This is a genomic window from Candidatus Polarisedimenticolaceae bacterium (assembly GCA_036376135.1).
Taxonomy (GTDB): Bacteria; Acidobacteriota; Polarisedimenticolia; order Polarisedimenticolales; family DASRJG01; genus DASVAW01.
Genome location: DASVAW010000159.1, coordinates 1 through 22859, shown reverse-complemented (window position 1 = coordinate 22859; position 22859 = coordinate 1). Strand labels below are relative to the sequence as shown.

Annotated in this window: 19 protein-coding genes; 14 read left to right on the top strand and 5 right to left on the bottom strand. The window is 71.4% G+C overall.

The genetic code is table 11. The features are described 5' to 3' along the window. The gene (locus VF139_17115; GenBank protein HEX6853119.1) at positions 1 to 1488 is read right to left on the bottom strand and encodes a metallopeptidase TldD-related protein; all 1488 of its coding nucleotides are present in this window, start codon (positions 1486 to 1488) and stop codon (positions 1 to 3) included. Positions 1489 to 1619: 131 nt separating this feature from the next. On the opposite strand from VF139_17115, the gene VF139_17110 reads away from it, so the two are divergent. Continuing rightward, on the top strand, positions 1620 to 2807 hold the full coding sequence (locus tag VF139_17110) for a hypothetical protein (GenBank protein HEX6853118.1): 1188 nt from the start codon (positions 1620 to 1622) through the stop codon (positions 2805 to 2807). A gap of 13 nt (positions 2808 to 2820) precedes the next feature. On the opposite strand, the gene VF139_17105 is transcribed toward VF139_17110, so the two are convergent. After that, positions 2821 to 2997 (bottom strand): 4Fe-4S dicluster domain-containing protein, encoded by a 177-nt coding sequence (locus VF139_17105; protein HEX6853117.1) that lies wholly within the window; start codon positions 2995 to 2997, stop codon positions 2821 to 2823. A gap of 89 nt (positions 2998 to 3086) precedes the next feature. Between VF139_17105 and VF139_17100 the strand changes: the two genes are divergently transcribed. Genes VF139_17100 through VF139_17085 form a run of 4 tightly spaced genes read left to right on the top strand, consistent with a single transcriptional unit; the run spans position 3087 to position 8024 of the window. Next, complete coding sequence (locus VF139_17100) at positions 3087 to 4394, top strand: HD domain-containing protein (protein ID HEX6853116.1); 1308 nt, start codon at positions 3087 to 3089, stop codon at positions 4392 to 4394. Further along, the gene (gene rpiB / locus VF139_17095; GenBank protein ID HEX6853115.1) at positions 4391 to 4840 is read left to right on the top strand and encodes a ribose 5-phosphate isomerase B; all 450 of its coding nucleotides are present in this window, start codon (positions 4391 to 4393) and stop codon (positions 4838 to 4840) included. The genes VF139_17100 and rpiB overlap by 4 nt, the downstream gene beginning before the upstream one ends. A 17-nt stretch (positions 4841 to 4857) precedes the next feature. Next, positions 4858 to 6129, top strand: coding sequence for a serine hydroxymethyltransferase (gene glyA, locus VF139_17090; protein HEX6853114.1), 1272 nt, complete (start codon positions 4858 to 4860; stop codon positions 6127 to 6129). After that, positions 6126 to 8024: an ATP-dependent DNA helicase gene (locus tag VF139_17085; GenBank protein ID HEX6853113.1), complete on the top strand. Its 1899-nt coding sequence runs from the start codon at positions 6126 to 6128 to the stop codon at positions 8022 to 8024. Before glyA ends, VF139_17085 begins: the two co-directional genes overlap by 4 nt. On the opposite strand, the gene VF139_17080 is transcribed toward VF139_17085, so the two are convergent. Then, entirely contained in the window at positions 7979 to 8395 is a 417-nt protein-coding gene (locus VF139_17080; protein ID HEX6853112.1) for a response regulator, read from the bottom strand. The genes VF139_17085 and VF139_17080 overlap by 46 nt on opposite strands. 37 nt (positions 8396 to 8432) lie before the next feature. Between VF139_17080 and VF139_17075 the strand changes: the two genes are divergently transcribed. The 7 genes from VF139_17075 to VF139_17045 are packed head-to-tail and all read left to right on the top strand — an operon-like array spanning position 8433 to position 18649. Further along, positions 8433 to 9137 (top strand): glycosyltransferase, encoded by a 705-nt coding sequence (locus tag VF139_17075; GenBank protein ID HEX6853111.1) that lies wholly within the window; start codon positions 8433 to 8435, stop codon positions 9135 to 9137. A gap of 49 nt (positions 9138 to 9186) precedes the next feature. Further along, positions 9187 to 9591, top strand: a complete 405-nt coding sequence (locus tag VF139_17070) for a GntR family transcriptional regulator (GenBank protein ID HEX6853110.1) — start codon at positions 9187 to 9189, stop codon at positions 9589 to 9591. Beyond that, on the top strand, positions 9588 to 10499 hold the full coding sequence (locus VF139_17065) for an ABC transporter ATP-binding protein (GenBank protein ID HEX6853109.1): 912 nt from the start codon (positions 9588 to 9590) through the stop codon (positions 10497 to 10499). The genes VF139_17070 and VF139_17065 overlap by 4 nt, the downstream gene beginning before the upstream one ends. Beyond that, positions 10492 to 12429 carry an ABC transporter permease gene (locus tag VF139_17060; protein ID HEX6853108.1) on the top strand — a complete coding sequence of 646 codons (1938 nt, stop codon included), beginning with the start codon at positions 10492 to 10494 and terminating at the stop codon, positions 12427 to 12429. Before VF139_17065 ends, VF139_17060 begins: the two co-directional genes overlap by 8 nt. 19 nt (positions 12430 to 12448) lie before the next feature. Further along, on the top strand, positions 12449 to 14554 hold the full coding sequence (locus VF139_17055) for a hypothetical protein (protein HEX6853107.1): 2106 nt from the start codon (positions 12449 to 12451) through the stop codon (positions 14552 to 14554). Beyond that, entirely contained in the window at positions 14551 to 17466 is a 2916-nt protein-coding gene (gene polA, locus VF139_17050) for a DNA polymerase I (GenBank protein HEX6853106.1), read from the top strand. The genes VF139_17055 and polA overlap by 4 nt, the downstream gene beginning before the upstream one ends. A 22-nt stretch (positions 17467 to 17488) precedes the next feature. Further along, positions 17489 to 18649: an HD domain-containing phosphohydrolase gene (locus tag VF139_17045; GenBank protein ID HEX6853105.1), complete on the top strand. Its 1161-nt coding sequence runs from the start codon at positions 17489 to 17491 to the stop codon at positions 18647 to 18649. Here the strand turns inward: VF139_17045 and VF139_17040 are convergent. Next, on the bottom strand, positions 18595 to 20655 hold the full coding sequence (locus VF139_17040) for a HEAT repeat domain-containing protein (GenBank protein ID HEX6853104.1): 2061 nt from the start codon (positions 20653 to 20655) through the stop codon (positions 18595 to 18597). The genes VF139_17045 and VF139_17040 overlap by 55 nt on opposite strands. A 105-nt stretch (positions 20656 to 20760) precedes the next feature. Here VF139_17040 and VF139_17035 point away from each other — a divergent pair, with 105 nt between their 5' ends. Together VF139_17035 and VF139_17030 are read left to right on the top strand one after the other, a co-directional pair. Further along, on the top strand, positions 20761 to 21459 hold the full coding sequence (locus tag VF139_17035; GenBank protein ID HEX6853103.1) for an outer membrane lipoprotein carrier protein LolA: 699 nt from the start codon (positions 20761 to 20763) through the stop codon (positions 21457 to 21459). A gap of 4 nt (positions 21460 to 21463) precedes the next feature. After that, a complete protein-coding gene (locus VF139_17030) occupies positions 21464 to 22426 on the top strand; it encodes a histone deacetylase (protein HEX6853102.1) in 963 nt (320 codons plus the stop codon). A gap of 39 nt (positions 22427 to 22465) precedes the next feature. Here VF139_17030 and VF139_17025 read toward each other — a convergent pair. Then, the coding region (locus tag VF139_17025; GenBank protein ID HEX6853101.1) for a folate-binding protein YgfZ at positions 22466 to 22859 on the bottom strand (394 nt) is incomplete at its 5' end.

Here is a 22859-nt window from a genome sequence, read left to right as displayed (position 1 = left end):
TCAGCGCCCTCCGAGCCGGACCGAGGGCTCCGGCTCGAGGAAAACGAACCAGTGGGAGCCTCCGCTCGACGGGACGCTCTGCCCCCACTTCCCGCAGGTGCCGATCGCGTCGAGGGCGAGGGGGCCGAACGCCTCGCGGATCGCGCCGAGGGCGCCGAACATCGACCCCGAGAAGATCGCCGGCTTGTACAGCGTGGCTCCCGAGTGGCCGAGGCGGTAGATCGACTTGCAGTTGAAGACGAAGTCGCCGGTCACGGTGTTGACCTGGCCTCCGGAGTATCCCGAAAGGAACACGACTTCCGGGTGGCGGCGGAAGATCCCGGCCGATGCCAGGAGCTCCCGGACCTCCTCGGGGCCGTAGTCCTCGAAGGCGCCGGGGGCCGGGATCGGCGCGTCCACCTCGATGCGGATGTTGGTCATGCGCGGCAGGGGCGCGCTGCGGAACGACTCGGCGCGCTCGGCGCCGGTGAGCGAGGTCCCCGCGGAAGCCGAGGTCCACGCGTCGGTCAGCGCGTCCTTCAGGTGACCGTGGTCGACGATCGTCGCGCGCCGCCGTCTCACGCCGTTCGCGCTGAAAGGCTGGAAGGCGTGGTCACCCCGCACCGGCTCGTCGATCACCGACACGTGCGCGGGACCGACGCGATCCCCCGCGCGGAACTTCCCGTCCTTCGCGAGGATCGAAGAACGAAAGCCGTCGGCCTCGGAGGCGTGGCCGAACGCCTCGTGGGCGAGCCCCTTGGCGAGGGCGTAGTCCATGAGGATCGGAAAGCTCCCCGAGGGGTGATTGGGCGCGTCCGGAAGCCGGGTGGCGAGCCGTGCCGCGGCGAGCGCGCGCTCGAGGAACTTCGCGACCGTCGCGTCATTCCACGGCAGGTCCGGAAGGGGGCCCGACACCGACGCGCCGACCGAGTGCCGGTCGCCGCTCCCTTCGTTGGACGCGGTCATCCGCATCGTGCAGCGGGGCATCGCGAAGGTGACGTCGGTGCCGTCGTCGCGGACGACCCGCCAGCCGTCGAGGTCGGTCCCGAAGGCCAGGCGCAGGGTCACGCCCTCGACCCGCGAGGCGATCTCGCGTTCGAGATCGATCAGCCGGTTTCGCGCCGCCTCGAGGTCGAGCCGCTCGAATGCCTCGAGTCCTTCGGGGACGTCGCGCGCGCGCAGCGCCTCGGAGGAGGCCGCGGGAACGCGGGTGAGCCCGAGGTCGGGGCCGTGCGCGGCGATCCCGATCACCCGATCGAGCAGGTTCGCCGCCGCGCCGGGGTCGAAGTCGTCGCGGCTTCCCAGCGCCGTATACCCTTCGGGAGTGACGACCTGCACGCCGTGACCGGAGGCGGTCGAGACGCCGGTCTCCTCGGCGCGGCCGCTTTGGACGAGGACCCGGGACGTGCGCCGCGCCTGCGCGCGCCAGATCAGGCCGACGCCCGCAGCGCGGGCGCGGCGGGTGAGGTCGGAGGCGAGGTCGGTGCGTCGGTCGAGCTCGTCGATCACGCGGGGAGCGTAGTCGGAGGCCCAGCGGCGCACAACCTCGGCATCGCGGCGATCCGTCGGCGCTTATTGCATGGCCGGACGTGCGGCCGACCGGTATCTCCGAGCTAGATGCGCTGCGAGGAGGGACTCCCATGATCCTGACCGTGCTGACATCCCTGGCGCTGGCCTCGGGGCCGCCGAGCGCGCCCGTCCCGGTGACCTCCAGTGCCGCGGGGTGGATCGACGCCGAAGTCGACGTCGCGGCGTGCGCGCAGGCGTTCCCGGCTTGCGAGAGCTCCCCCGGCATCCCGGCTGGGGAAGGAAACGCCAGTCCCGTCCGAGTCGTCGTCCAGATCCAGTCCTCGCGCCTCGCCGGAGCACTGGCGCTCGACGACTTCGACGTTCGCACCGCGTTCTCCCCGTGGGAGGCGGGCCCCCTGGCCCCCGCGACGTGCGATGCGTGCTTCGATGCGAAGGAGGGGGGGAGCTACGCACTCTGGCTCGCACCCGTCGAGGGGAACTGGAAGTCGGGGACCTATTTCGTCACCGTGGGGGTGAAGGGGCGCGCGTCGCTCGCGCCGGCGCTGCTGAGCGTCGAGATCGGGGGCGGAGCTCCTCCCCGGGGAGCCGCTCCCCCGGTCGCCGTGATCGCGATGGTTCCGGCGGGTCGGCAGGCGGCCGGTTTCCCGGTGCTCTTCAACGCCAACGCCTCGTCGGACCCGGACTCGGATCCGATCATGATGTACCGGTGGACCGTCACGTCGAACAATCCCGATTCGGGATCGCCCAACCCCTTGGTCATCGAGGGCCCGGGCGTGTCCGTGTTCGACAGGATCTTCTCCAACGTGCAGGCGTTGAGCGTGCAGCTGCAGGTCACCGACGATCCGCTCGCGCCCGAGATGTTCGCGTCGGGCCAACCCATCCCGTACCCCTCCGCAGCGATCACCGCGTACGAGATCGTCGGCTACCTCTGTGACGGCAACGTCCCTCCGGTCGCTCGGATCGCGGGAGAGTCGATCCAAGCTTCGGGGTCGACGGGGCAACTCATCAACGTCCTTCTCGACGGCACGTTGTCGTCCGACCCCGACCAGCGCGGCATCGCGGACTACGTCTGGAGCTGTGGGAACAACGGCGTCCCCCAGAAGCAACCGCCGGACGGGTCAAAGGCCGTGTGCACGTATCTCGTGGGGCTCTCGGCGCGGACGTACACCGCGACGCTTCAGGTGCGGGACAAGGGGACGGGGGAGTTCGACCCGCGGACCGGCGACTACAGCTGCGCGATGGTCTCGGCGCCCGACTCGATCCCGGTGACGATCGCGCCCCTGGTCGGACCGGAATGAGGGGCTCCGGGAATCAGTCGACCTCGATCGCCCCGGAGGCGCAGTTCTCGACGCAGATGTAGCAGTTGGTGCAGGCCCGGTTGTTGAGGATCAGCGGGCGGCCGTCCTTGAACTCGAGGACGTCCTCGGGGCAGACCACAGCGCAGGTCCCCGCGCCCTCGCAGGTGTCGGTGTCGATCGTGATCGTCATCGCCGGTCCCTCCCACCCGTCGGCCGTGAACTTAGGGCCGCAGCCGGAGAGGGGCAAGGGGGGTCGCCCGGCGTGCATAATGCGACTCCATGCCCGAGCCGATGCGCCGCGTTTTCGAGCGTCTCGAGGAGGAAACGCTGGCGCCGTTCGCGCTGCGCTCGAAGAACGCGACCCGGCGCCATCCCCTCGAGGATGAAGGGCGCGCCTTCGACTACCGGACGGCGTTCCAGCGTGACCGGGACCGCATCGTCTATTCCCGGGCCTTCCGGAGGCTAAGGCAGAAGGCGGTCGCGGGGATCCTCCCGGCGTACGAGGACCACCGGCGCAACCGGCTGACGCACACCCTCGAGGTGGCGCAGGTCGCCAGGACGATCGCGCGGGCGCTGAGGCTGAACGAGGACGCCGTCGAGGCGATCGCGCTCGCGCACGACCTCGGCCAGCCCCCGTTCGGGCCCGCAGGGGAGCGTGCGCTCGACGATCTGTTGTCCGGGCGCCGGGACGGGAAGGGGGGCCCGGGCCTCGGCGACCTCGGCGGATTCGAGAAAGCCTGGCAGGGGGTCCGCATCGTCGACCGCCTCGAGAAACGGTACGAGCACGCGGGACTGAACCTCACCGATCCCGTCCGCGAGGGGATCCTCAAGTCGGGGCGTTCGGGGCGGCCTCGCGGGGAGACCCTCGAGGGGGTGCGCGACGGCGAGCCCGCGGTCCTCGAGACGCAGGTCGTGGCCCTCGCCGACCGCATCGCCTCGGCCCTGCACGACCTCGACGACGCGCTGCAGGCCGGGGCGGTCGGAGTCGAGGAGGTCGAGCGGCTGCGCGCCGTCGCGGAGCTGAAGCGCAAGCTCGGCGGGAAATGGCGCGCGCGGGCCTCGCGCTTCATGAAGGCGAACGCGATCCACCGCGGCCTCACGCACCTCCTCGTGACGGGGACGATCCTGGGAAGCCGCGAGAATCTCGACGGGTTCGAAGGAGAGCCCACGGGACGGGAGATCGCGCCGAGCGCCGCGGGAGCGAGGCTGCTCTCGGACCTCGAGGGGTTCCTCGAGCGCCGCGTCCATCGCGGGTCGGAGGCCGAGAAGGTCGAGGCGCGCGGACGGCGCGCCGTCCTGGGGTTGTTCGGGGCCTACTTCTCCGACCCGGGGCTCCTCGACGACCACGTCCTGCTCCGTTACAAGGAACTCGCCGGCGTGCCATACTTCCGCGACCTCCCCCGCGAGATCCGCGACCGGGAAGCCTCGCAGCGGTACCGCAAGGATCCGCGCTTCACGAGGCTGCTCGCCGATCACCTCGCGGCGATGACCGACGGATACGTCCTGGCCGAGTTCGGGAGGTTGCTCGAGATCGGCGCGGTCCCGATCCCGAGCGTCGAACAGCTGCTCCGGGAGGAAGGGCGATGAAGCTCGGCGTCGGCTCCGATCACGCGGGGTACCAGGCGAAAGAGCACCTCAAGCGCTGGCTCGCCGAGCGCGGCCACGAGGTCGAGGACGTCGGGACGCACGGCACGGCCTCGGTCGACTACCCCGACTACGCGGGGCAGGTCGGACGGCTGGTCGCCTCGGGGACGGTCAAGCTCGGTCTGCTCGTCTGCGGGAGCGGCATCGGGATGTCGATCGCGGCGAACAAGGTGAAGGGAGTCCGCGCGGCGGTCTGTTCCGAGCCCTTCTCGTCGAGGTTCTCCCGCATGCACAACGACGCGAACGTCCTGTGTCTGGGCGCCCGCGTGACGGGGCTCGGACTGATGGAGGACACCCTCGAGGCGTTCCTGAACGCCGCGTTCGAGGGGGGGCGCCACGCGAACCGCGTCGAGAAGATCGGCAGGCTCGAGAACGATTGCGGCTGCTGAACCGCGAGGAGTGGACGATGACGACGATGAATCAGGGCCTGAGGGCCGTCGATCCCGAGGTCGCCGACGCGATCCTCCACGAAACCGAGCGGCAGGCGAAGGGGCTCGAGCTGATCGCCTCCGAGAACTTCGTCAGCGAGGCGGTCCTGGAGGCGATGGGCTCGGTCTTCACGAACAAATACGCCGAAGGGTATCCCGGCCGGCGGTATTACGGCGGGTGCGAGCACACCGACGTCGTCGAGCGGCTGGCGATCGAGCGGGCGAAGCAGATCTTCGGCGCCGAGCACGCCAACGTGCAGCCGCACTCCGGATCGCAGGCGAACCAGGCCGTCTACATGACCGTGCTCCAGCCCGGCGACACCGTGCTGGGGATGGACCTCTCGCACGGCGGACACCTGACCCACGGCCACCCTCTCAACCTCTCCGGGAAGCTCTACCGCTTCCACGCCTACGGCGTCCGCAAGGAGGACGAGACCCTCGACTACGACGCCCTCGAGAAGATCGCGGCCGAGCACAGGCCCAAGCTCATCGTCTGCGGCGCGTCGGCCTACCCCCGGGTGATCGACTTCGAGCGGATCGCGGCGATCGCGAAGTCGGTCGGCGCGAAGGTGATGGCGGACATCGCCCACGTCGCGGGACTCGTCGCGACCGGGCGGCATCCGAGCCCCGTACCGCATTGCGAGTTCGTGACGACGACCACGCACAAGACCCTGCGCGGCCCGCGGGGCGGCCTCATCCTCTGCAAGGCGGAGTTCGCCAAGGAGCTCGACAAGGTTCTCTTCCCCGGCGTGCAGGGCGGGCCGCTCGTCCACATCATCGCGGCGAAGGCGGTCGCCTTCCGCGAGGCGTTGACCCCGGAGTACCGCGGGTACATCGACCGCGTGATGGAGAACGCGAAGGCGCTCGCCGCCGCGATGGCCGCCGAGGGGTACCGCATCGTCTCCGGCGGGACCGACAACCACCTCTTCCTGATGGACGTCTTCTCGAAGGGGATCACCGGGAAGGTCGGGGAGAAGGCCCTCGAGGCCGCCGGGATCACGGTCAACAAGAACACGATCCCGTTCGACCCCAACCCGCCGATGGTCGCGAGCGGCATCCGCGTCGGAACACCCGCCATCACCACGCGCGGGATGGGCGTCGCCGAGATGAAGGAGGTCGCCTCGCTGATCGCGCGCGCCCTCGACGCTCGCGAGAGCCCGGACGGCCTTCGCGCGATCGCCGCGGACGTCGAGCGGCTCGCCTCGCGGTTCCCGCTCTACGCGGCGCGGCTTCTGACCTCGCGCGCGTGACCGAGGAGTCGATCGCGGGGTTCTTCGCCCCCGGCGGGGGGCTCGAGCGGGCGCACCCCGACTACGAGACCCGGCCGGGGCAGCTCGCGATGGCCCTCGCGGTCGAGGAGACGTTTCGCGACGGCGGGCGTCTGCTCGTCGAGGCGGGGACCGGCACGGGGAAGACCCTCGCCTACCTGATCCCCGCGATCCGCTCGGGTCGACGCGTGGTCGTCTCGACGGGGACGCGCAACCTCCAGGACCAGATCTTCCAGCAGGACCTGCCGTTCCTGCGGAACAAGGCGGGTCTGCGGTTCGACGCGGTCCTGATGAAGGGGCGCGACAACTACCTCTGCCGGCAGAAGTGGGCGGAGTTCGAGAAGCAGCCCCTCCTCGAGGTGCGCGAGGAGGCGCGGTGGATCCGGCCGATCGCCGCCTGGTCGCGCGCGACGCGAAGCGGCGACCGCGCCGAGGTCGGGGACCTCCCCGACGACCTGCGGCTCTGGCGCGACGTCAACGCCCGCGCGGACACCTGCTCGGGGCGCAAATGCCCCGAGTTCGAGACCTGCTGGCTCACGCGGCTCAAGCGCGCCGCCGAGAACGCGCAGGTCGTCGTCGTGAACCACCACCTCTTCTTCGCCGACCTCGCGGTGCGCTCGGCGTACGGCGCGGTCCTCCCCGAATACGACACGGTCGTCTTCGACGAGGCGCACCTGCTCGAGGACACCGCGACCGCCTTTTTCGGGACGACCGTCTCGACCGCGCAGGTCGACGAGCTCGCCCGCGACGCCGAGAAGCTCGCGGGGGGGAAGTCGTCCGCGTCGGGGCTTCGCGAGGCGTCGCGGGCGTTCTTCGACGAGGTGCGACGCCACTTCCCCGACGGCGCGGGGCGGCGCCCGTTCCCCTCCCAGGAGCGCGGCGGCCCCGACCTCGACGAGGCGTGGGGGACGCTCTCGGGGGCGATCGACGAAGCGGTCCGCGCGGCGGGAACCGCGGGGGAAGGGATCGAGGGGCGCGCGGCGGAGCTCAAGGCGGCGTTCGTCGCGGTCCTCGACCGGAAGCAGGCCGGGTTCGTGTACGGCGTCGAGCGGCGCGGTCGGCTGGGGGTGATCCTGAGCGCCTCGCCGATCGACGTCGCGCAGACCCTCCGCGAGCGCCTGTTCGACTCGCTGCACGCGAGCGTGTTGTGCTCCGCGACCCTCGCCGTCTCGGGGAGGTTCGACTTCTTTCGCAGGCGGCTGGGCCTGGAGGACGCGCGCGGGGAGATCGTGGAGTCGCCTTTCGATCCGGCGACGCAGGCCCGGCTGTACCTCCCGAAGTCGATGCCCGAGCCGCGCGACCCTTCCTTCGTCCCGCGCGCGATCGGGGAGATCCGGCGCCTGCTCGAGATCACCAGGGGGCGCGCGTTCCTGCTCTTCACCTCCTACGCGAATCTCCACAAGGTGAAGGACGCCCTCGAGCGCGAGGGGAGGTGGGCGTTGTTCGTCCAGGGGGAAGGGAGCAAGGCGGCCCTCGTCGAGCGGTTCCGCGAGACCCCCGAGGCCGTGCTCCTGGGCACGTCGTCGTTCTGGCACGGGGTCGACGTTCCCGGCGAGGCGCTCTCGCTCGTGGTCATCGACAAGCTCCCCTTCGACGTGCCGAACGACCCCCTGGTCGCCGCGCGGATCGACCGCATCCGCGAGGACGGCGGCAGCCCCTTCGACGAGTACCAGCTGCCGCTCGCGGTGCTCGAGCTCAAGCAGGGGGTCGGGCGCCTGCTGCGGCGGAAGACCGACCGGGGGATCGTCGCCGTTCTCGACCCGCGCCTCACGACGAAGGGGTACGGGCGGACCTTCCTGAAGTCGCTTCCTGCGTACCCGGTCCTGCGCGATCAGGAAGCCTGCGCGGCCTTCTTCGGGGCGTCGTCCAGCAGCTGATGGAGGCGGTCCAGAAGGTCGGCGAGCCTGAACGGCTTGTAGAGGACCCCGTCCGCCATCGAGAACTGCAGGAAAAGCGCCTCGCGCTCGGGGTCGTCGTCCAGGCGCCTCGCGGTGACGATCAGCACCTTCGGAATCGGGGCGTCGCCGGTCGCGCTCTTGACGGCTCGGGAAACCCGGTAACCGTTCTCGCCGGGCATCATGACGTCGAGGATCATCGCGTCGGGATGGAAACGCCCCGCGGCCTCGAGCGCCGTCGGACCGTCGTGGGCGGCTGCCACCTCGAAACCCTCGAGGCGCAGGAGCTCCGCCATCGCGGCCAGAATGGCCGGCTCGTCGTCGGCGACCAGGACCCGCTTCGGGACGCTCACCCGTTCCTCCCGTCGGTTCGGAGGAGAATGTGATCCGTTGCGAGCGGCACGCCACCCGTGGGACGGGGAGAAAGGTCGTTTCGTGCGACTCGGTGTCGTGATTCCCGCAAGGAACGAGGTAGAGACGATCGGGGCGTGTCTCCTTTCGGCGCGACCTTTCTTCCACGCCGGGGACGAGGTGGTCGTCGTCGACGACGGCAGCACGGACGGGACGAGCGGGGTGGCCGGGGCCGCGGGAGCCCGGACCGTCCCCTCGCGGCAACCCGGGCGGGGGCACGCGGTGGCGATCGGGGTCGCCGACGTCCGGGCTTCCTGCGAGGGGATCGTCATCCTCCATGCCGACATGACGGTCCCTCCGGCGGCCAGGGACGCGATCGTGCGCGTCCTCCGGCGTGCGCCGGCGGGGTTTCTCGGTCACCGCATCGCCGACCCGGGCCGGCGCTTTCGGGTCGTCGAGGCAGGGAACGCCTTCCGGGCGAGGTCTCGCCGCCTCCCGTACGGCGACCAGGGGCAGTTCTTCCGGACGTCGGTCCTCGACGCGATCGGCGGGTTCCCCGATCAGTCTCGGCTCGAGGACCTCGAGCTCGCGCTGCGCCTGCGCAAGGTGGGGGAGGTCCTCGACGCGGAGGCGCCGGTGACGATCCCGGCGAGGCACTGGGAACGAGGGATCGTCCGGGCCTTTCTGAGGAACAACACGGTCGTCGCCCGGTATCGGTTCGCGCGGTGGAAAAATAACCCTTGACGCGGACCTTTCAGCCTGTACATTGTCCTAGGACATTAGGACAATACACGTGCTCGAAAACCTCGACCCCGCGAACCCGGTTCCCCTCTACCTCCAGATCGTGGAGCAGGTCCGGCGGTTGATCGCGCTCGGGGGCCTCCGACCCGGGGATCGCTTCCTGACCGTCCGCGATCTCGCCGTGAAGGCGAGGGTCAACCGCAACACCGCCGCCCGCGCGATCCAGGAGCTCGAGCGCGCCGGGCTCGTGCGGACCCGGGTGGGGCAGGGGACGTTCGTCGCCGAGGGGAGCTCGACCCCCGCACCGGACCGGGAGGCGGTCGTGGACGCGGCGATCGACCACCTCCTCGTCCAGGCGCGGACCTCGGGCCTCCCACTCGAAGAGCTCGGCTGGAGGCTCTCCAAACGGATCGAGGCGTTCCGGCGGAAGCTCGCCGCCGCGCAGGAGAAAGCATGAGCGCCCCCTCGCTCGCCTTCGAACGGGTGACCCGACGCTTCGGGAAGAAGGTCGCCCTGGATGTCGTCGACCTCTCCGTCGAGCCCGGCACCGTCCTCGGCCTCGTCGGTCGGAACGGCGCGGGGAAGACGACCGCGCTGCGCCTGGCGATGGGGATCCTGTGGCCCGACGCCGGGACCATCGCCGTCCTCGGCCTCGACCCGGTCACACAGGGGATCGCGGTGCGCGAGCGGGCGAGCCTCCTTTCCGAGGAGACCGCGCTCTACCCGTGGATGACGGTGAAGGAGCTCCTCGACCTCGCGGCGGCGCTCCACCCGAGGTGGGACCGCGAACTCGCCGAACGCACGCGGAAGAACCTCGACCTCGACCCGGAGGCCAGGATCGCCGACCTCTCGCGAGGCACGAAGGCCAAGGTCGCCCTCGTGGCGGCGGTCGCGCCGCGCCCGGAGCTGCTGCTCCTCGACGACCCGACCGCGGGGCTCGACCCACTCGTCCGCCGCGAGGTCCTCGACGCGTTGCTGGATGCGGTGGTGGAGCAGGGGGGGGCCGTCGTCTACGCGTCGCACCTGATCCACGACATCGAGCGGATCGCGGACCGAGTCGCGGTGCTCGACGCGGGGCGCGTCCGCGTCGACGCCCCCCTGGATGCGATGAAGGCGCGCATCGTCCGCGCGCGGGCGGTCTTCGAGACGGAGACCGCCGCGATCCCGAAGATCCCGGGAGTCCTCACCGCCGACCGGGAAGGGCGCGTCCTCACCGTCGTCGCCGAGCGCGAGAACGGCGAGCTCCGCGCGGCCCTTCTCGGCGCCGGGGCGTCGGAGGTCGAGATCGCCCCGCTCCCGCTCGAGGAAATCCTCATCGCGCTGCTGCGCGAGGGGCGGCCGTCGAAGGAGGCCGAGCATGTTTAGGGCGCTGTTCCTCAAGGAGTGGAGGCAGCTGCGGACGCTGCGGTGGGGCGGGATCGTCCTGACCCTGGTGCTTCCGATCGCATTCCTGATCGGCGCCGAGGCGGCGAGCCGGGGGTGGGCGTTCGGGACGTTGAGGAGTTACTCGACGAAGACACTCTGGGGAGAGGCCCTGCCCGCGACCCTCGCGCTGGCCGTCTGGCCGCTGTTCACGGCGCTGCAGGCCGCCCACGCATGGTGCGCGGAGCGGCAGGACGGAACCGGGTCGTTTCTCCTGGCGCGACCGGTCCGCCCGGAAGTCCTGTGGCGCGCGAAGCTCGCCGCCGTCGTGCTTTCGAGCGGGGCGGTCGTCGGGGCGGGGACGTTGATGGGTGCGGGACTCGCCAACACGGTCGTTCCCTGGAGCAAGCTGCTGGAGCTCATCCGTTGGGCAGGGACGTCCTGGTTGTTGCTCGGCTCCACCCTGGCCGTCGTCCTGGCCGCAGCTTCGTTCGTCACGTCCACGCTCTTCGCCGCGCTCCTGGGGGTGGTGTTCGGTGTCGGCGTGGGCTTCGCCGGTTTCTGGACCGGAACGTTCCTGCCTTTCGCCACGCTGACCGTCGCGGAACGGAGCGTGAACGCGGCGTGGGCGACCGTGTTGTTCGTCCCCGCGTGCCTGCTGGTGTCGTGGCGCGCCTTCACGGCGGGAGAGCCGGCCGGTCGCGCGCGCGCCGCGCGTGCGGGCACGGTGCTCGGCGTGGCGACCGCGGCGATTGCGGGGGTGCTCGTGACGACGGCGTGGGGGATGGTGCGGTGGAACTCCGCCGCGGTGCCGAGGACCGCCTGGGTCGAGGCTCCCTCCCGCGGATCCTCGTTCCTGACGAGCTCCCCGGGGTGGAACCTCGTCGATGCGCGCACGGGCGCCGTGCTGCGCAGGTTCGTTCCCCCCGCGACGAGCGCGGCTTGGAACGCCGAGGGGTCGGTGGCCGTCATCGAGTCCAAGGCGGGCCCGCTCGGCTCCGTCCGGAGTCGTCCGCGCCTCCTGTTCGTCCGAAGCGACGGATCCGAGGCCACCGCTCCCGTGGAGATCCCCTATCCGATCCCCTGGCACTCCGAGCTCGCCTGGTCGGGGAACCGGGTCGTCGCGCTCAGCCCGGACGTCCATCGAGCGTCAACCCACGGCTTCGGTTGGAAGCTCTTCGTCGTGGAGTTCCCGACCGGAAGGGTCGTACCGATCGAAGTGGGGCCGATCTCGCGGGTGGCGTGGTTGGAAGGACCGAGCGAGACGGGAGAGATCCTGCTCAACCTCGCGAACTGGGGATGGGACGCGAACACGAACGGTCGTCGCTTCGACCGGGATCGCCCCTGGGAGGTGTACCGCGTCGACCTCGAGCAAGGCACGCTCGTTCCGGACCGTCGTCACGCGTCCTTCGGGTTTCCGGTTGTCCGCGCGGCGCTTTCCCCATCGGGGCGATTCGTCAGCGTGGATTCCACTCCGTCCTGGCACGGTCCCAAGCGCGTGATCCTCCGCGAGACCGGTGAGGTCGTCGAGATCGCGGCGACCGATGCCGCGATCTGGCTGGACCGAGATCGCCTGGTCTGGAGCGAGTCCGCCGGGAAGGGGACGCGGCTTTTCGTCGCGCGGCCCGGCGAGGCGCCGGTCGAGATCGGCGCGTGGCCCACCGAGGACGTCGACCTCGCGCCGTCGCCCGACCGTCGCCGGCTGCTCGTCCGAGCCGAGGCGCACGCGGTTTGGGATGCGGATACGGCCGGGTGGACGTCGGTTCCCCGTCTCCTCCCGAAGCCCACGGCGGAAACCGTTCACTGGGTCGGCCCGACGACCCTCGCCTGGCGCGGCCCCGACTACCTCGTCCTCGCCGACCTCGATTCCCTCGACAAACGCCGCGTCGTCTTCGGCGAAGATCCGCTCATGAAGGGGACCGCCGCGGACTGAGGTGTGCCATCCTCCGCCCGTGCCCGAGCTCACGGCTTCCCGCGCGGTCCGTTGGCTCGCGCCTGCGTTGCTGCTCGCCCTCTGGGCCGCCTACTACGCCCCCGCGCTCTTCGGCGGCGAGACCTTCTACTTCCGCGACCTGTTCTTCTTCTTCCGCCCCCTGCGCGAGGCGTGGGCGGCGACGATCGCCTCCGGGAACCCGCCCTACCTGAACACGGGGCTGAACCTCGGGCAGCCGATGCTGGCGGATCCGGGCTACGCCACCTTCTACCCGGGGAATCTCCTCTTTCTCGCGTTGCCCTTCGACCTCGCGTGGCGGCTGTACCTCGCGGGGCACGTGTTGCTCGCCGCCTGCGGGACGTACCTGCTCGCGCGCACGCTCGGCGCGTCGCGCGGGGCGTCGTTCGCCGCCGCCGGGGTGTTCGCCTTCGGCGGGCCCGTGCAGTCGGCGCTCAACCAGTCGAGCGTGCTCGTCCTCGCGTCGTGGGCGCCGTGGATCGGGTGGCTCGCGCTCCGGGCGTGGCGCGAGGGCGGCTGGTGGGTCTCGGCGTGCGGCGTCGCGCTCGGGATCCAGGCGCTGGCGGGAGAGCCGACGACCTTCGCCTGGACGACGGCCGCGCTGGCGGCGGGCTGGGCGTGGGGGCTCGCGCGCCAGCCGGAGCGCGCCGTGCGATTCGGGCGGGGGGCCGCCGTCGCGGCGATCGGCGCCTTCCTCGCCTGCGCGCAGTGGATCCCCGCCCTGATGTGGATGCCGCAGACCGACCGCGGCGCGAGCCTTCCGTTCCGCGAGTCGGCGGCGTGGTGGTCGCTCCATCCCCTTCGCCTCGCGGAGTTCCTCGTGCCGAGACTCCAGGGGAACGCGTTGGGCGAGACGGCGGCGGCCTTCTGGGGGAGCGGGTTGTCGGATGCCGGGTTCCCGTACCTGCCCTCGGTCTACCTCGGCGCCGCCGCGCTCGTGGTCGCGCCGCTGGCGCTGCGCTCGCGCTGGGGGCGGGCGGCGCTCGTCGCGGCCGGCGCGGGCACGCTGCTGTCGCTCGGGCACTACCTCCCCGGATACGAGGCGATGCACCGGGTGATTCCGTTCTTCTGGGTCACCCGCTACCCCGAGAAGTTCGTGATGCTCGCGTCCCTCGGGCTCGCGGTCGCCGTAGCGGCCGGGGTGGACGAGGCCGGGCGTGGTCGCGTCGCGCGGGGGATCACGTCGGCGTCGGCGCTGGTCCTGCTCGCGTGGCTCGGGATGATCGCCGTGGGGACGTGGGGCGTGCCGTCGGGGGGGATCACCCCGGAGCAGGACGCCCTGCGCACGGCGGCGATCGCGCAGGCCTCGTACGCGGTGGTGGCGGCGGCGTTTCTCGCCGCGATCGGCGGGCGATGGGTGCGACTCCTCGTGTTGCCGGCGCTGCTCGTCGCGGACGTCGCCTGGCTGACGCAAGGCGTCGCCGCGACGCGCCCCGTCGAGGTGGACGATGCCCCTCCCGCGCTCCTGACGACGGCGCCGCAACTCGCGACGACCCCGATCCTCCACCTCGGCGAGGTGCGTCCGGACGCCTATTTCGCCGGAGGGCGCGAGCCGCTTCCGTCGATGCGGGACGCGCTGCACCCCTACGACGGACTGCGCTTCGGCGTGACCTACGGGGCGGTGAAGGACACGGCGCGCACGATGTCGCGGGCGAGCGCCGCGCGGCGCGAGGCGATGATCCGCGACTTCGGGGGGGAGACCTCCCTCGCGGCAATGCGGGACGCAGGGATCGGGGCGGTCGTGGTGCTCGACCCGCTGCGCGCATGGGTTCCCCGGACGCCGCCGTTTCCCTTCGCGCGGATCGAGGCGGACGGCAGGGCCGTGCCGTTCCGCGTTCTCGCCCCGCACGCGATCGACCTCGACGTGGAGGGGCCCGCCCGTGTCGTCGTCCAGCGTGAGGCGATTCCCGGATGGCGGGCGGAGGTCGACGGGACGCGAACCCGCGTCGGGCGGAGCGCGTCGGGACTGATCGTCGTCCACGTCGAGGCGGGGCGTCACGGCGTGACGCTGCGTTACCGCCCGCCCGGGATGGGGGCCGGGCTGGGCGCGGCGGCGATCGGGGTTGCGCTCGCGTTCGCGCTGGGGGGTAGACTCTCGGCCCCATGAGCTCCGAACGCCGCGTCCTCTACCTCGTCGACGGCACCTCCCAGATGTTCCGCGCCTACTTCGCGATCCGAGGCCTCACCAACGCCGACGGGCTCGCCACCAACGCCGTCTTCGGATTCACCTCGATGCTGCGCAAGCTCCTCGACGACGAGAAGCCCGGCCACATCGGGGTCGCCTTCGACCTTCCGGGTCCGACCTTCCGCGAGGAAAAGTACGCGGACTACAAGGCCCAGCGCCCGCCGGTCCCCGAGGACCTCAACGCGCAGTTTCCCTTCGCGAAGGAGGTCTGCGAGGGGTTCCGCATTCCGGTCCTCGAGCTGGCCGGGTTCGAGGCCGACGATCTGATCGCCACGTACGCGAGGCTCGCGCGCGAACACGGATTCGACGTCGTGGTGGTCGCGTCGGACAAGGACCTCCTCCAGCTCGTCGGCGACGGCGTCGTCGTGCTCAATCCGAGCAAGAATCTCCGGCTCGATCCCGCCGGCGTGAAGGAGGCCTTCGGGGTCTTCCCCGAATACGTGCGGGACGTGCTGGGGCTGATGGGCGACGCCGTCGACAACATCCCGGGCGTCCCGGGGGTGGGCGAGAAGACGGCGATCGAGATGGTCTCGACCTACGGCGGGATGGACGCGATCCTCGAGCGCGCGAAGCGGTTCGTCGCCGCCTGGAGCGCGAAGGACGCCGCCGTCGAGTCCGGGGCGCCGACGCGGGAGCTGAGCACGGCGTTCGACGCGCTCCTCGAGATCGAGCCCGCGGGCGAGTTCCGCGATCGGATCATCGCGGCACGCGCGGCGATCGCCGTTCCGGCGGCGGATCCGAAGCAGGCCCGCGCGCTCGCGAAGCTCCTCAAGGACCTCGACAAGGGATCCTCCCGTCGCGTCTGGTTCGCCGTCGCCGAGCACGAGGAGCAGGCGCGCCTGAGCAAGGACCTCGCGACCGTGCACGTCGACGTTCCCGTCACCTTCGACGCCCGTGCGCTGCGGCTCGATCCTCCCGACCGCGAGAAGCTGACGGTGTTGTTCCGGTCGCTGGGGTTCCGGACGCTGACCGCGGAGTTCGAGCAGGCGCCCGCCGAGGAGCCCGCGCCGACGCCGGCGGCGGAGCGGGCGGCGTACCACGCGGTTCTCACCCGTGCGGCGCTGTCCGACCTCGCGAAGGCGCTCCGGCGCGCGGGGCGTTTCGCCGTCGACACCGAGACGAACCATCAGGACCCCATGCGCGCGGCGATCGTGGGGATCTCGGTCGCGTGGAGGGCGGGCGAGGGGTTCTACATCCCGCTCGCCCACCGTTACCTCGGCGTCCCCGACCAGCTCGACCTCGAGGTGGTGCGGGAGATCCTCGGTCCCGTGCTCGCCGACCCGGCGATCGCGAAGGTCGGGCAGAACTTCAAGTACGACCTCCACGTCCTGCGGCGGCACGGGTTGCCGGTCGAAGGGTGGGCGCTCGACACGATGGTGGCGGCGTTCCTGCTCGAGCCCGACCGCGTGAGCTTCGGCCTCGACCAGCTCGCCGCGCACCTGCTCGGTCACGAGACGATCAAATACGCCTCGCTCGTGGGGACGGGGGCGAAGCAGCTCACCCTCGACCAGGTCGAGGTCGAGCGCGTGACCGACTATGCGGCGGAGGACGCCGAGGTCACCTTCCGCCTCGCCGAGGTCCTCGGGCCCCGACTCGCGACCGCGGGGGTCGCCGAGCTCTACCGGACGATGGACGGGCCCCTCCTTCCGGTGCTCGCGCGCATGGAGGCCACCGGCATTCGGATCGACGCCGCATCGCTGCGGGCGATGTCGCGCGAAATGGACGTGTTGCTCGACCGCGCGCGCAAGGACATCCACGAGCTTGCGGGGTCACCGTTCAACGTCGACTCCCCCAAGCAGCTGCGGGAGATCCTCTACGGGAAGCTGGGGCTCACGCCGGGGCGGAAAACCGCCAAGAGCGGCGTGCACTCCACCGACGCGCAGACGCTGGAGGACCTCGCGGGGGAGCACGAGATCGCGCGGAGGCTGCTCGCGTATCGCGAGCTGGCGAAGCTGAAGGGAACGTACGTCGACGCCCTTCCCGAGCTCGTGAACCCGGAGACCGGTCGGATCCACACCTCCTACCACCCGACGGGAGCGGCGACCGGGAGGCTCTCCTCGTCCGATCCGAACCTCCAGAACATCCCGGCCCGCTCGGACGTCGGGCTGCGCATCCGCTCGGCATTCGTCCCCGAGCCCGGATGGGTCTTCCTCGCGTCGGATTACTCCCAGGTCGAGTTGCGGGTTCTCGCCCACCTCTGCGAGGACCCGGGGTTGATCGAGGCGTTCCGGGCGGGGGAGGACATTCACCGCGTCACCGCCTCCAAGGTCTTCGGCGTGACCCCGGAGGCGGTGGACGACGGGATGCGCCGTCGCGCGAAGGCGGTGAACTTCGGCATCCTCTACGGGATGTCCGAGTCCCGCCTCGCCCGCGACCAGGGAATGAGCCGCGGCGAGGCGCGGGAGTTCATGAAGGCGTATTTCGACCGCTTCCGGAACGTCCGGGCGTACATCGACCGCGTCCGTGAGGACGCGACCCGCGAGGGGGCGGTGCGCACCCTGTTCGGACGCGTCCGTTACTTCCCCGCGCTCCGGCGCGGCGGCCGGGCCGAGGTCGAGCAGGCGCTGCGGGCGGCGGTGAACACGACGATCCAGGGAACCGCCGCCGATCTCATGAAGCTCGCCATGCTCCGGGTCGACCGCGCCCTGAGCGATGCGGGGGCGAAGTCCCGGATGCTCCTCCAGGTCCACGACGAGTTGCTGCTCGAGGTCCCGGAGGGGGAGGTGGAGGTCGTCCTGCCGCTCGTGCGCCGTGCGATGGAGGAGGTCCACCCCCTGAACGTACCCTTGCTGGCGCAGACCTCCGTCGGCCGGGATTGGCGTGAGGTGACCTGAGGGAGCGTACAATACGCGCCCCATGAGCCACTTCCGCTCCTCCAGCCCCAAGCGCGTCCTCGTCGTCGACGACGAAGCGGCGGTGCGCGAGGTGCTCGCCGACGGCCTCGACCTGTTCGGCTTCGACGTGCGGACGGCGGGGGATGCGTCGGAGGGGTTCGCCGCGGTGAAGGCCGGCGGGATCGACCTCGTCCTTTCCGACATCGAGATGCCGGGCGAAAACGGCCTCGCGCTCCTCAAGCGGATCAAGGCGCACGATCCCGACGTCGACGTCGTCATGGTGACCGGAGTCGTGGACGTCGAGACGGCGATCGCCTCGATCCGCCAGGGGGCGAGCGACTACCTCACCAAGCCGTTCAACCTCGAGGAGGTCCGGATCGTCGTCGAGCGGACGCTCGACAAGCGGCGTCTCATCACCGAGAACCGCGCGTACCAGCACCGGCTCGAGGAGATGGTCGAGGAGCGCACGGCGGAGATCGTCCGGCAGAAGAGCCAGATCGAGAAGCTGTACGTGGACCTCGAGGACTCGTACGAGTCCACCCTCGAAGCGCTGATCACGGCGCTCGACTTCCGCGACAACGAGACGCACGGGCACTCCCGCCGCGTCGTCGAATACGCGGTGCTCCTCGCGGAGCGGCTCGGGGTCACCGAGCCCGACCTCGCCTGGATCCGTCGCGGTGCGATCCTCCACGACGTCGGCAAGATCGGGATCTCGGACACGATCCTCCGCAAGCCCGGGAAACTCGACGCCGCCGAGTGGGAGGAGATGAAGAGACACCCCGAGATGGGGTACCGGATGCTCCAGCAGATCCGCTTCCTCTCGCCGGCGCTCGACATCGTGTATTGCCACCAGGAGCGCTACGACGGAACGGGGTACCCGCGCGGGCTGCGCGGCGAGGAGATCCCCCTCGGCGCGCGGATCTTCGCGGTCGTGGACACGTTCGACGCGATGACCTCGGACCGCCCGTATCGGGCGGCCCTCACGATCGACGCCGCGCGCGAGGAAGTCCGGAAGTTCTCCGGCACCCAGTTCGACCCGAAGGTCGCGGAGGCGTTCCTGTCGATCGACGCCGAGCGGTGGACCGCGATCCGCGAGCGCGTGCACGCGGAGGTCCGGGGGCTCGAGGCTCAGGGCGCGGCGTTCGTCAGCGAGGGCGGCGGCTCCGCCGCGCGTCCTTCGTAGGGGATCATCCGGACCACGCGGTCGCCCGGCTCGATCCGTGACAACACCTCCGCGAAGTGCAGCCCCACGCGGCCGAAGACGGTGTAGCGACCGTCGAGGTGCGGCTGGGCCGAGACCGTCACGAACCACTGGCTTCCCGCCGTGTCCTTCCCGTCGGAGGCCATCCCCAGCGCTCCCGCGTCGAAGTGGGCGGCGCCGTATTCGTCGCGAATCGCGTACCCGGGCCCGCCCCAGCCGTCGCCCCGAGGGTCGCCGTCCTGCACGACGAAGTTCGGCACGACGCGGTGCACGACGAGACCGTCGTAGAACCCCTTGGACGCGAGCTGCCAGAAGTTCCAGGAGGCCAGGGGCGCCTCGTCGGCGTCGAGCTGCACCGTGAAGCCGCCCGCGGGAAGGTCCCCGCGCTGCACGACGATCGCGACGGCGTGCGGTGTCTGCGCCCAGCGCACGAGGGCCTCGTAGTCCTCGATCGGCCGGTCGCTCGCCGGGCCGGCCGCCCCGGCGCGTTTCCGCACGAGCCAGTCGGGAGAGTGCCGCGCCGCCTCGACCAGCGCCTTGGCGCGTGGGTCGTCCTCCGCCTTGAGGGCGGCCGCGACCACCTCCAGGCGCGCATCGGGGATCGGATCGGCCGCCGCCGCCGCCCACAACGTCTCCAGCAGGGCGATCGCCCCCTCGTCGCCGATCCTGCGCCCGCACGCCTCGGCGACGGCCGCGCGGACGACCGGGTCGGCGGAGGCGGCGGCGGAGGTGAGGACACCGGCGATCGCACCGGGCGCCTGCGACGCGATCGGAATCGCGCCGGCGGCGACGCGGGGCGAGGGGTCGAGGGCGAGCCGCGTGGCGAGCTCGACCGCCCGCGGATCCTCCACCCCCGCGAGGAGCGGTCCCGCCCCGGCTCGCAGGGTGTCGTCGTCCGACGCGGCGAGCATCGCGGCCACCTCGCCGCGAAGACCCGGGACGACCTGCGCGAGCGACGCGTGGGCGGCTTCGAGGACCCAGGGATGGCGCACTCCCGCGCCGCGGATCCCGTCGCGGAGGACCTTCTCCGCCTCGCCGCCCCCCACGCGGCCGAGCCCCTCGACGACGGTGCGCAGCACCCTTCGATCGCGTTCGAGGAGCGCGCGCTTGAGATACGGCTCGAGCGGAGCTCCGGGGTAGGAGAGGGCGCGCAGGGTGTTGATCCGGACGCGCACGTCGCGGTCCCCGGCGAGGGTTCCCAGCGCGGCCCGTTCGGCGGGAGTGTCGGGCTTCGTCAGCGCGCGTGCGACCTGCATCCGCACCTCGGCTTCGGGGTCGGTCACGAGCTCGGCGACGGCGGCGCGGATCCGGCGAAGGTCGTCCTCCGCGAGGCGGGCGACCGCGGCCCCCGAGGAGGGGGCCGCGTACGGCGCGGAACCGAGCCGCGCGAGGGCGTAGGCCGCGGCGAACCGGACCGCGCCGTCGCCGTCCCGGAGCAGCGCGATCAACGGGTCGAGCGCGGGGGCGGGATCTCGGAGCTTCCACGCGGCGAGTGCCGCCTCGAAGCGCACGGCGGCGATCGGGTCGGCCAGCCCCGCCGTCACCACGGTCGCGTGCGTTGCCCCGACGCGCCCGATTCCCTCGACCGCCCGGGCGCGGACCGACGGGTCCGCGTCGTTCGCGAGCGCGACGAGGGTCGCCTCCCCCGCCGGCTCACCCAGGAGCCCCAGCGCCAGGGCCGCCGCCGCGCGGACCGACGGCTGGCCGTCGGTCGAAGCCTGCTCGATCCGGGCACGGACGGTCGGATCGCCGATCCGTCCGACGGCGCGGACCGCCTTGGCCCGGATCGCCGGGTCGGCGTCGCCCAGCCGCGCGAGGAGCGGGTCGTCCACGACGCGGCGATCCTCCGCCCGCAGGATCTCGGCCAGCGCGCGGATACGCGGATCGGGAGGGGGGGCGGGGGTGCTGGCCTCGGGGGGGCGTGGTGCGGCGCACCCCGCCGCGGCGACGAAGACGAAACTCACGGCGGCGAAGCGGCGTCCGATCATCGCGTGCGTGCTCCTGAGGGGCGCGGGATCATAACCCCTGTGGATTCTTGACGCTCCGGGGGGGCGCTGGTACGGTTCGACGAGGGTGGTGGACGGGAGACGCGGATGAAACGAATCGCAGCCTGGGCGTTGGGGATCGGAGCCGCGGCGGCAGCCGCAGCGCAGCAGCCGACGGCGCTCGAATCCGTGCTTTCCAAGTTCGACGGGGTCCAGGGACGGCTCGTCACCCTGAGCGCGGAGTTCACCGAGACGACCACGAGCCCTCTGCTCAAGCAGCCCCTCGTCTCCCGGGGGCGCGTCTTCCTGACCAAGCCCGACTCGGTCCGCTGGGAGTATTCCGCCCCCGAACCGATGCAATTCGTGATCGCCCGCGACGAGTACGTCGGCGTCTTCCCGGAGCGCAAGAAGGCCGAGCGTCGGGACGTGAAGCGCTGGAGCGAGCAGCTGTTCCGGTACTTCGGGCTCGGGCAGGGTTCGGGCGAGCTCGGAAAGATCTACGAGATCCGCCTGGGGGACCCGGGTCCCTCGATGAAGGGGACCGTGCAACTGGTCCTCTCCCCCAAGAAACGCCGCATGAAGCGATCGGTGGACGAAGTCCTGCTCTGGGTCGATCAGGAGAAGATGCTCCCGGTCCGCCTCGACTATCACGGCAAGGACGGGAACCTCCGGTCGATCGTCTTCCGGAACGCGCAGTTGAACCCGCAGCTGTCGGCGAGCCTGTACGACCTGGACATCCCCGAGGGGTTCGAGATCTCGCGCGGATTCACCGCCCTGGGCGCGTCGCAGTCCTCGCCGGCGCGCTGATCCCGTGCGCCGCGTCGGACTCCTCCTCGATCCGCGGTTCGAGCGCCACGAGACCGGTCCCGGTCACCCCGAGCGGCCGGAGCGCCTTCGGGCGATCCGCCAGCGCTTCGACGAGCGGGGGATTCCCGCGCGCTGCGTCCCCCTGGGGACGGAGTCGGTCGACGATGGCCTGCTCCGGCGGGTCCACGACTCCGCCCACGTCGATCGCGTGGACGCCGCGTCGGCGTCCGGGGCGCGCCTGCTCGACTCGATGGACACGACGATCTCCCGCGAAAGCGCCGGGCTTGCGCGCCTCGCGGCGGGCTCGCTCGTCGCCGCCTGCAGGGAGGTCCACGGGGGGCGCCTCGACGCGGCCTTCCTCGCGATGCGCCCTCCGGGGCATCACGCCGAATACGATCTTGCGATGGGGTTCTGCCTGTTCAACAACGTCGCCGTGGCCGCGACGTCGCTGCGCGAGGCGGGGGTGGGACGCGTGCTGATCGTCGACTGGGACGTCCACCACGGGAACGGGACGCAGCACCTGTTCGAGTCCGACCCGACCGTCTTCTACTTCTCCTGTCACCAGATGCCCCTCTACCCGGGGACCGGCTACGCGCACGAGCGCGGGAAGGGGGCGGGGGAGGGGTTCACCCTGAACTGTCCGCTTCGCCCCGGCGACGGCGACGACCGGTTCCTCGCGACCCTGTCGGGCCCGCTCACCGAGGCGATGGAGACCTTCCGGCCGGAGTTCGTCCTCGTCTCGGCTGGGTTCGACGCCCACGTGCGCGATCCGCTCGGCGGGCTCGACGTTTCGACCGATGCCTTCGCCGAGGCGACCCGGATCGTGCGCGCCGTCGCCGACCGGCACGCCGGCGGGAAGCTGGTCTCGGTCCTCGAGGGGGGGTACGACCTCCACGGCCTCGCTGACGCCGCGGGAGCGCACGTCGAGGAGCTGCTGGGGACAGCAACCATTTTCCCCGCCCCGTAGCGTGGATCCCGGGGCAGGGAAAATGGTTGCTGTCCCCATTTACCCGACCGCGAGCACCGCGCCTTCGGGAAGATCCCGCCACTTCACGTAACCCATCACGACGGGTCGCCCGCTCTCCGGGCAGCGCGCGGCGCTCGTCACGGTCCCCACGCGCGTCCCCTGATGCAGGACGACGGTCCCCGCGGAGGGGACCGGCGCGCCGGGGTCGAGCTCGAAGGTCACGAGCCGTCGCGAGACCTTGTCGTAGGTGTTGAGGCGGGCGACGACCTCCTGGCCGACGTAGCAACCCTTCGTGAAGCTCACGTGGTCGCGGAGTCCCGCCTCGAGGGGGTTCCAGTCCTCGGTCAGCTCGCGACCCGGCGCGGGGTAGCCCAGGCGCACGCGCCAGGCCTCGAGCTCCTCCGCATCGATCGTCGGGCCCAGCGCGTCCAGC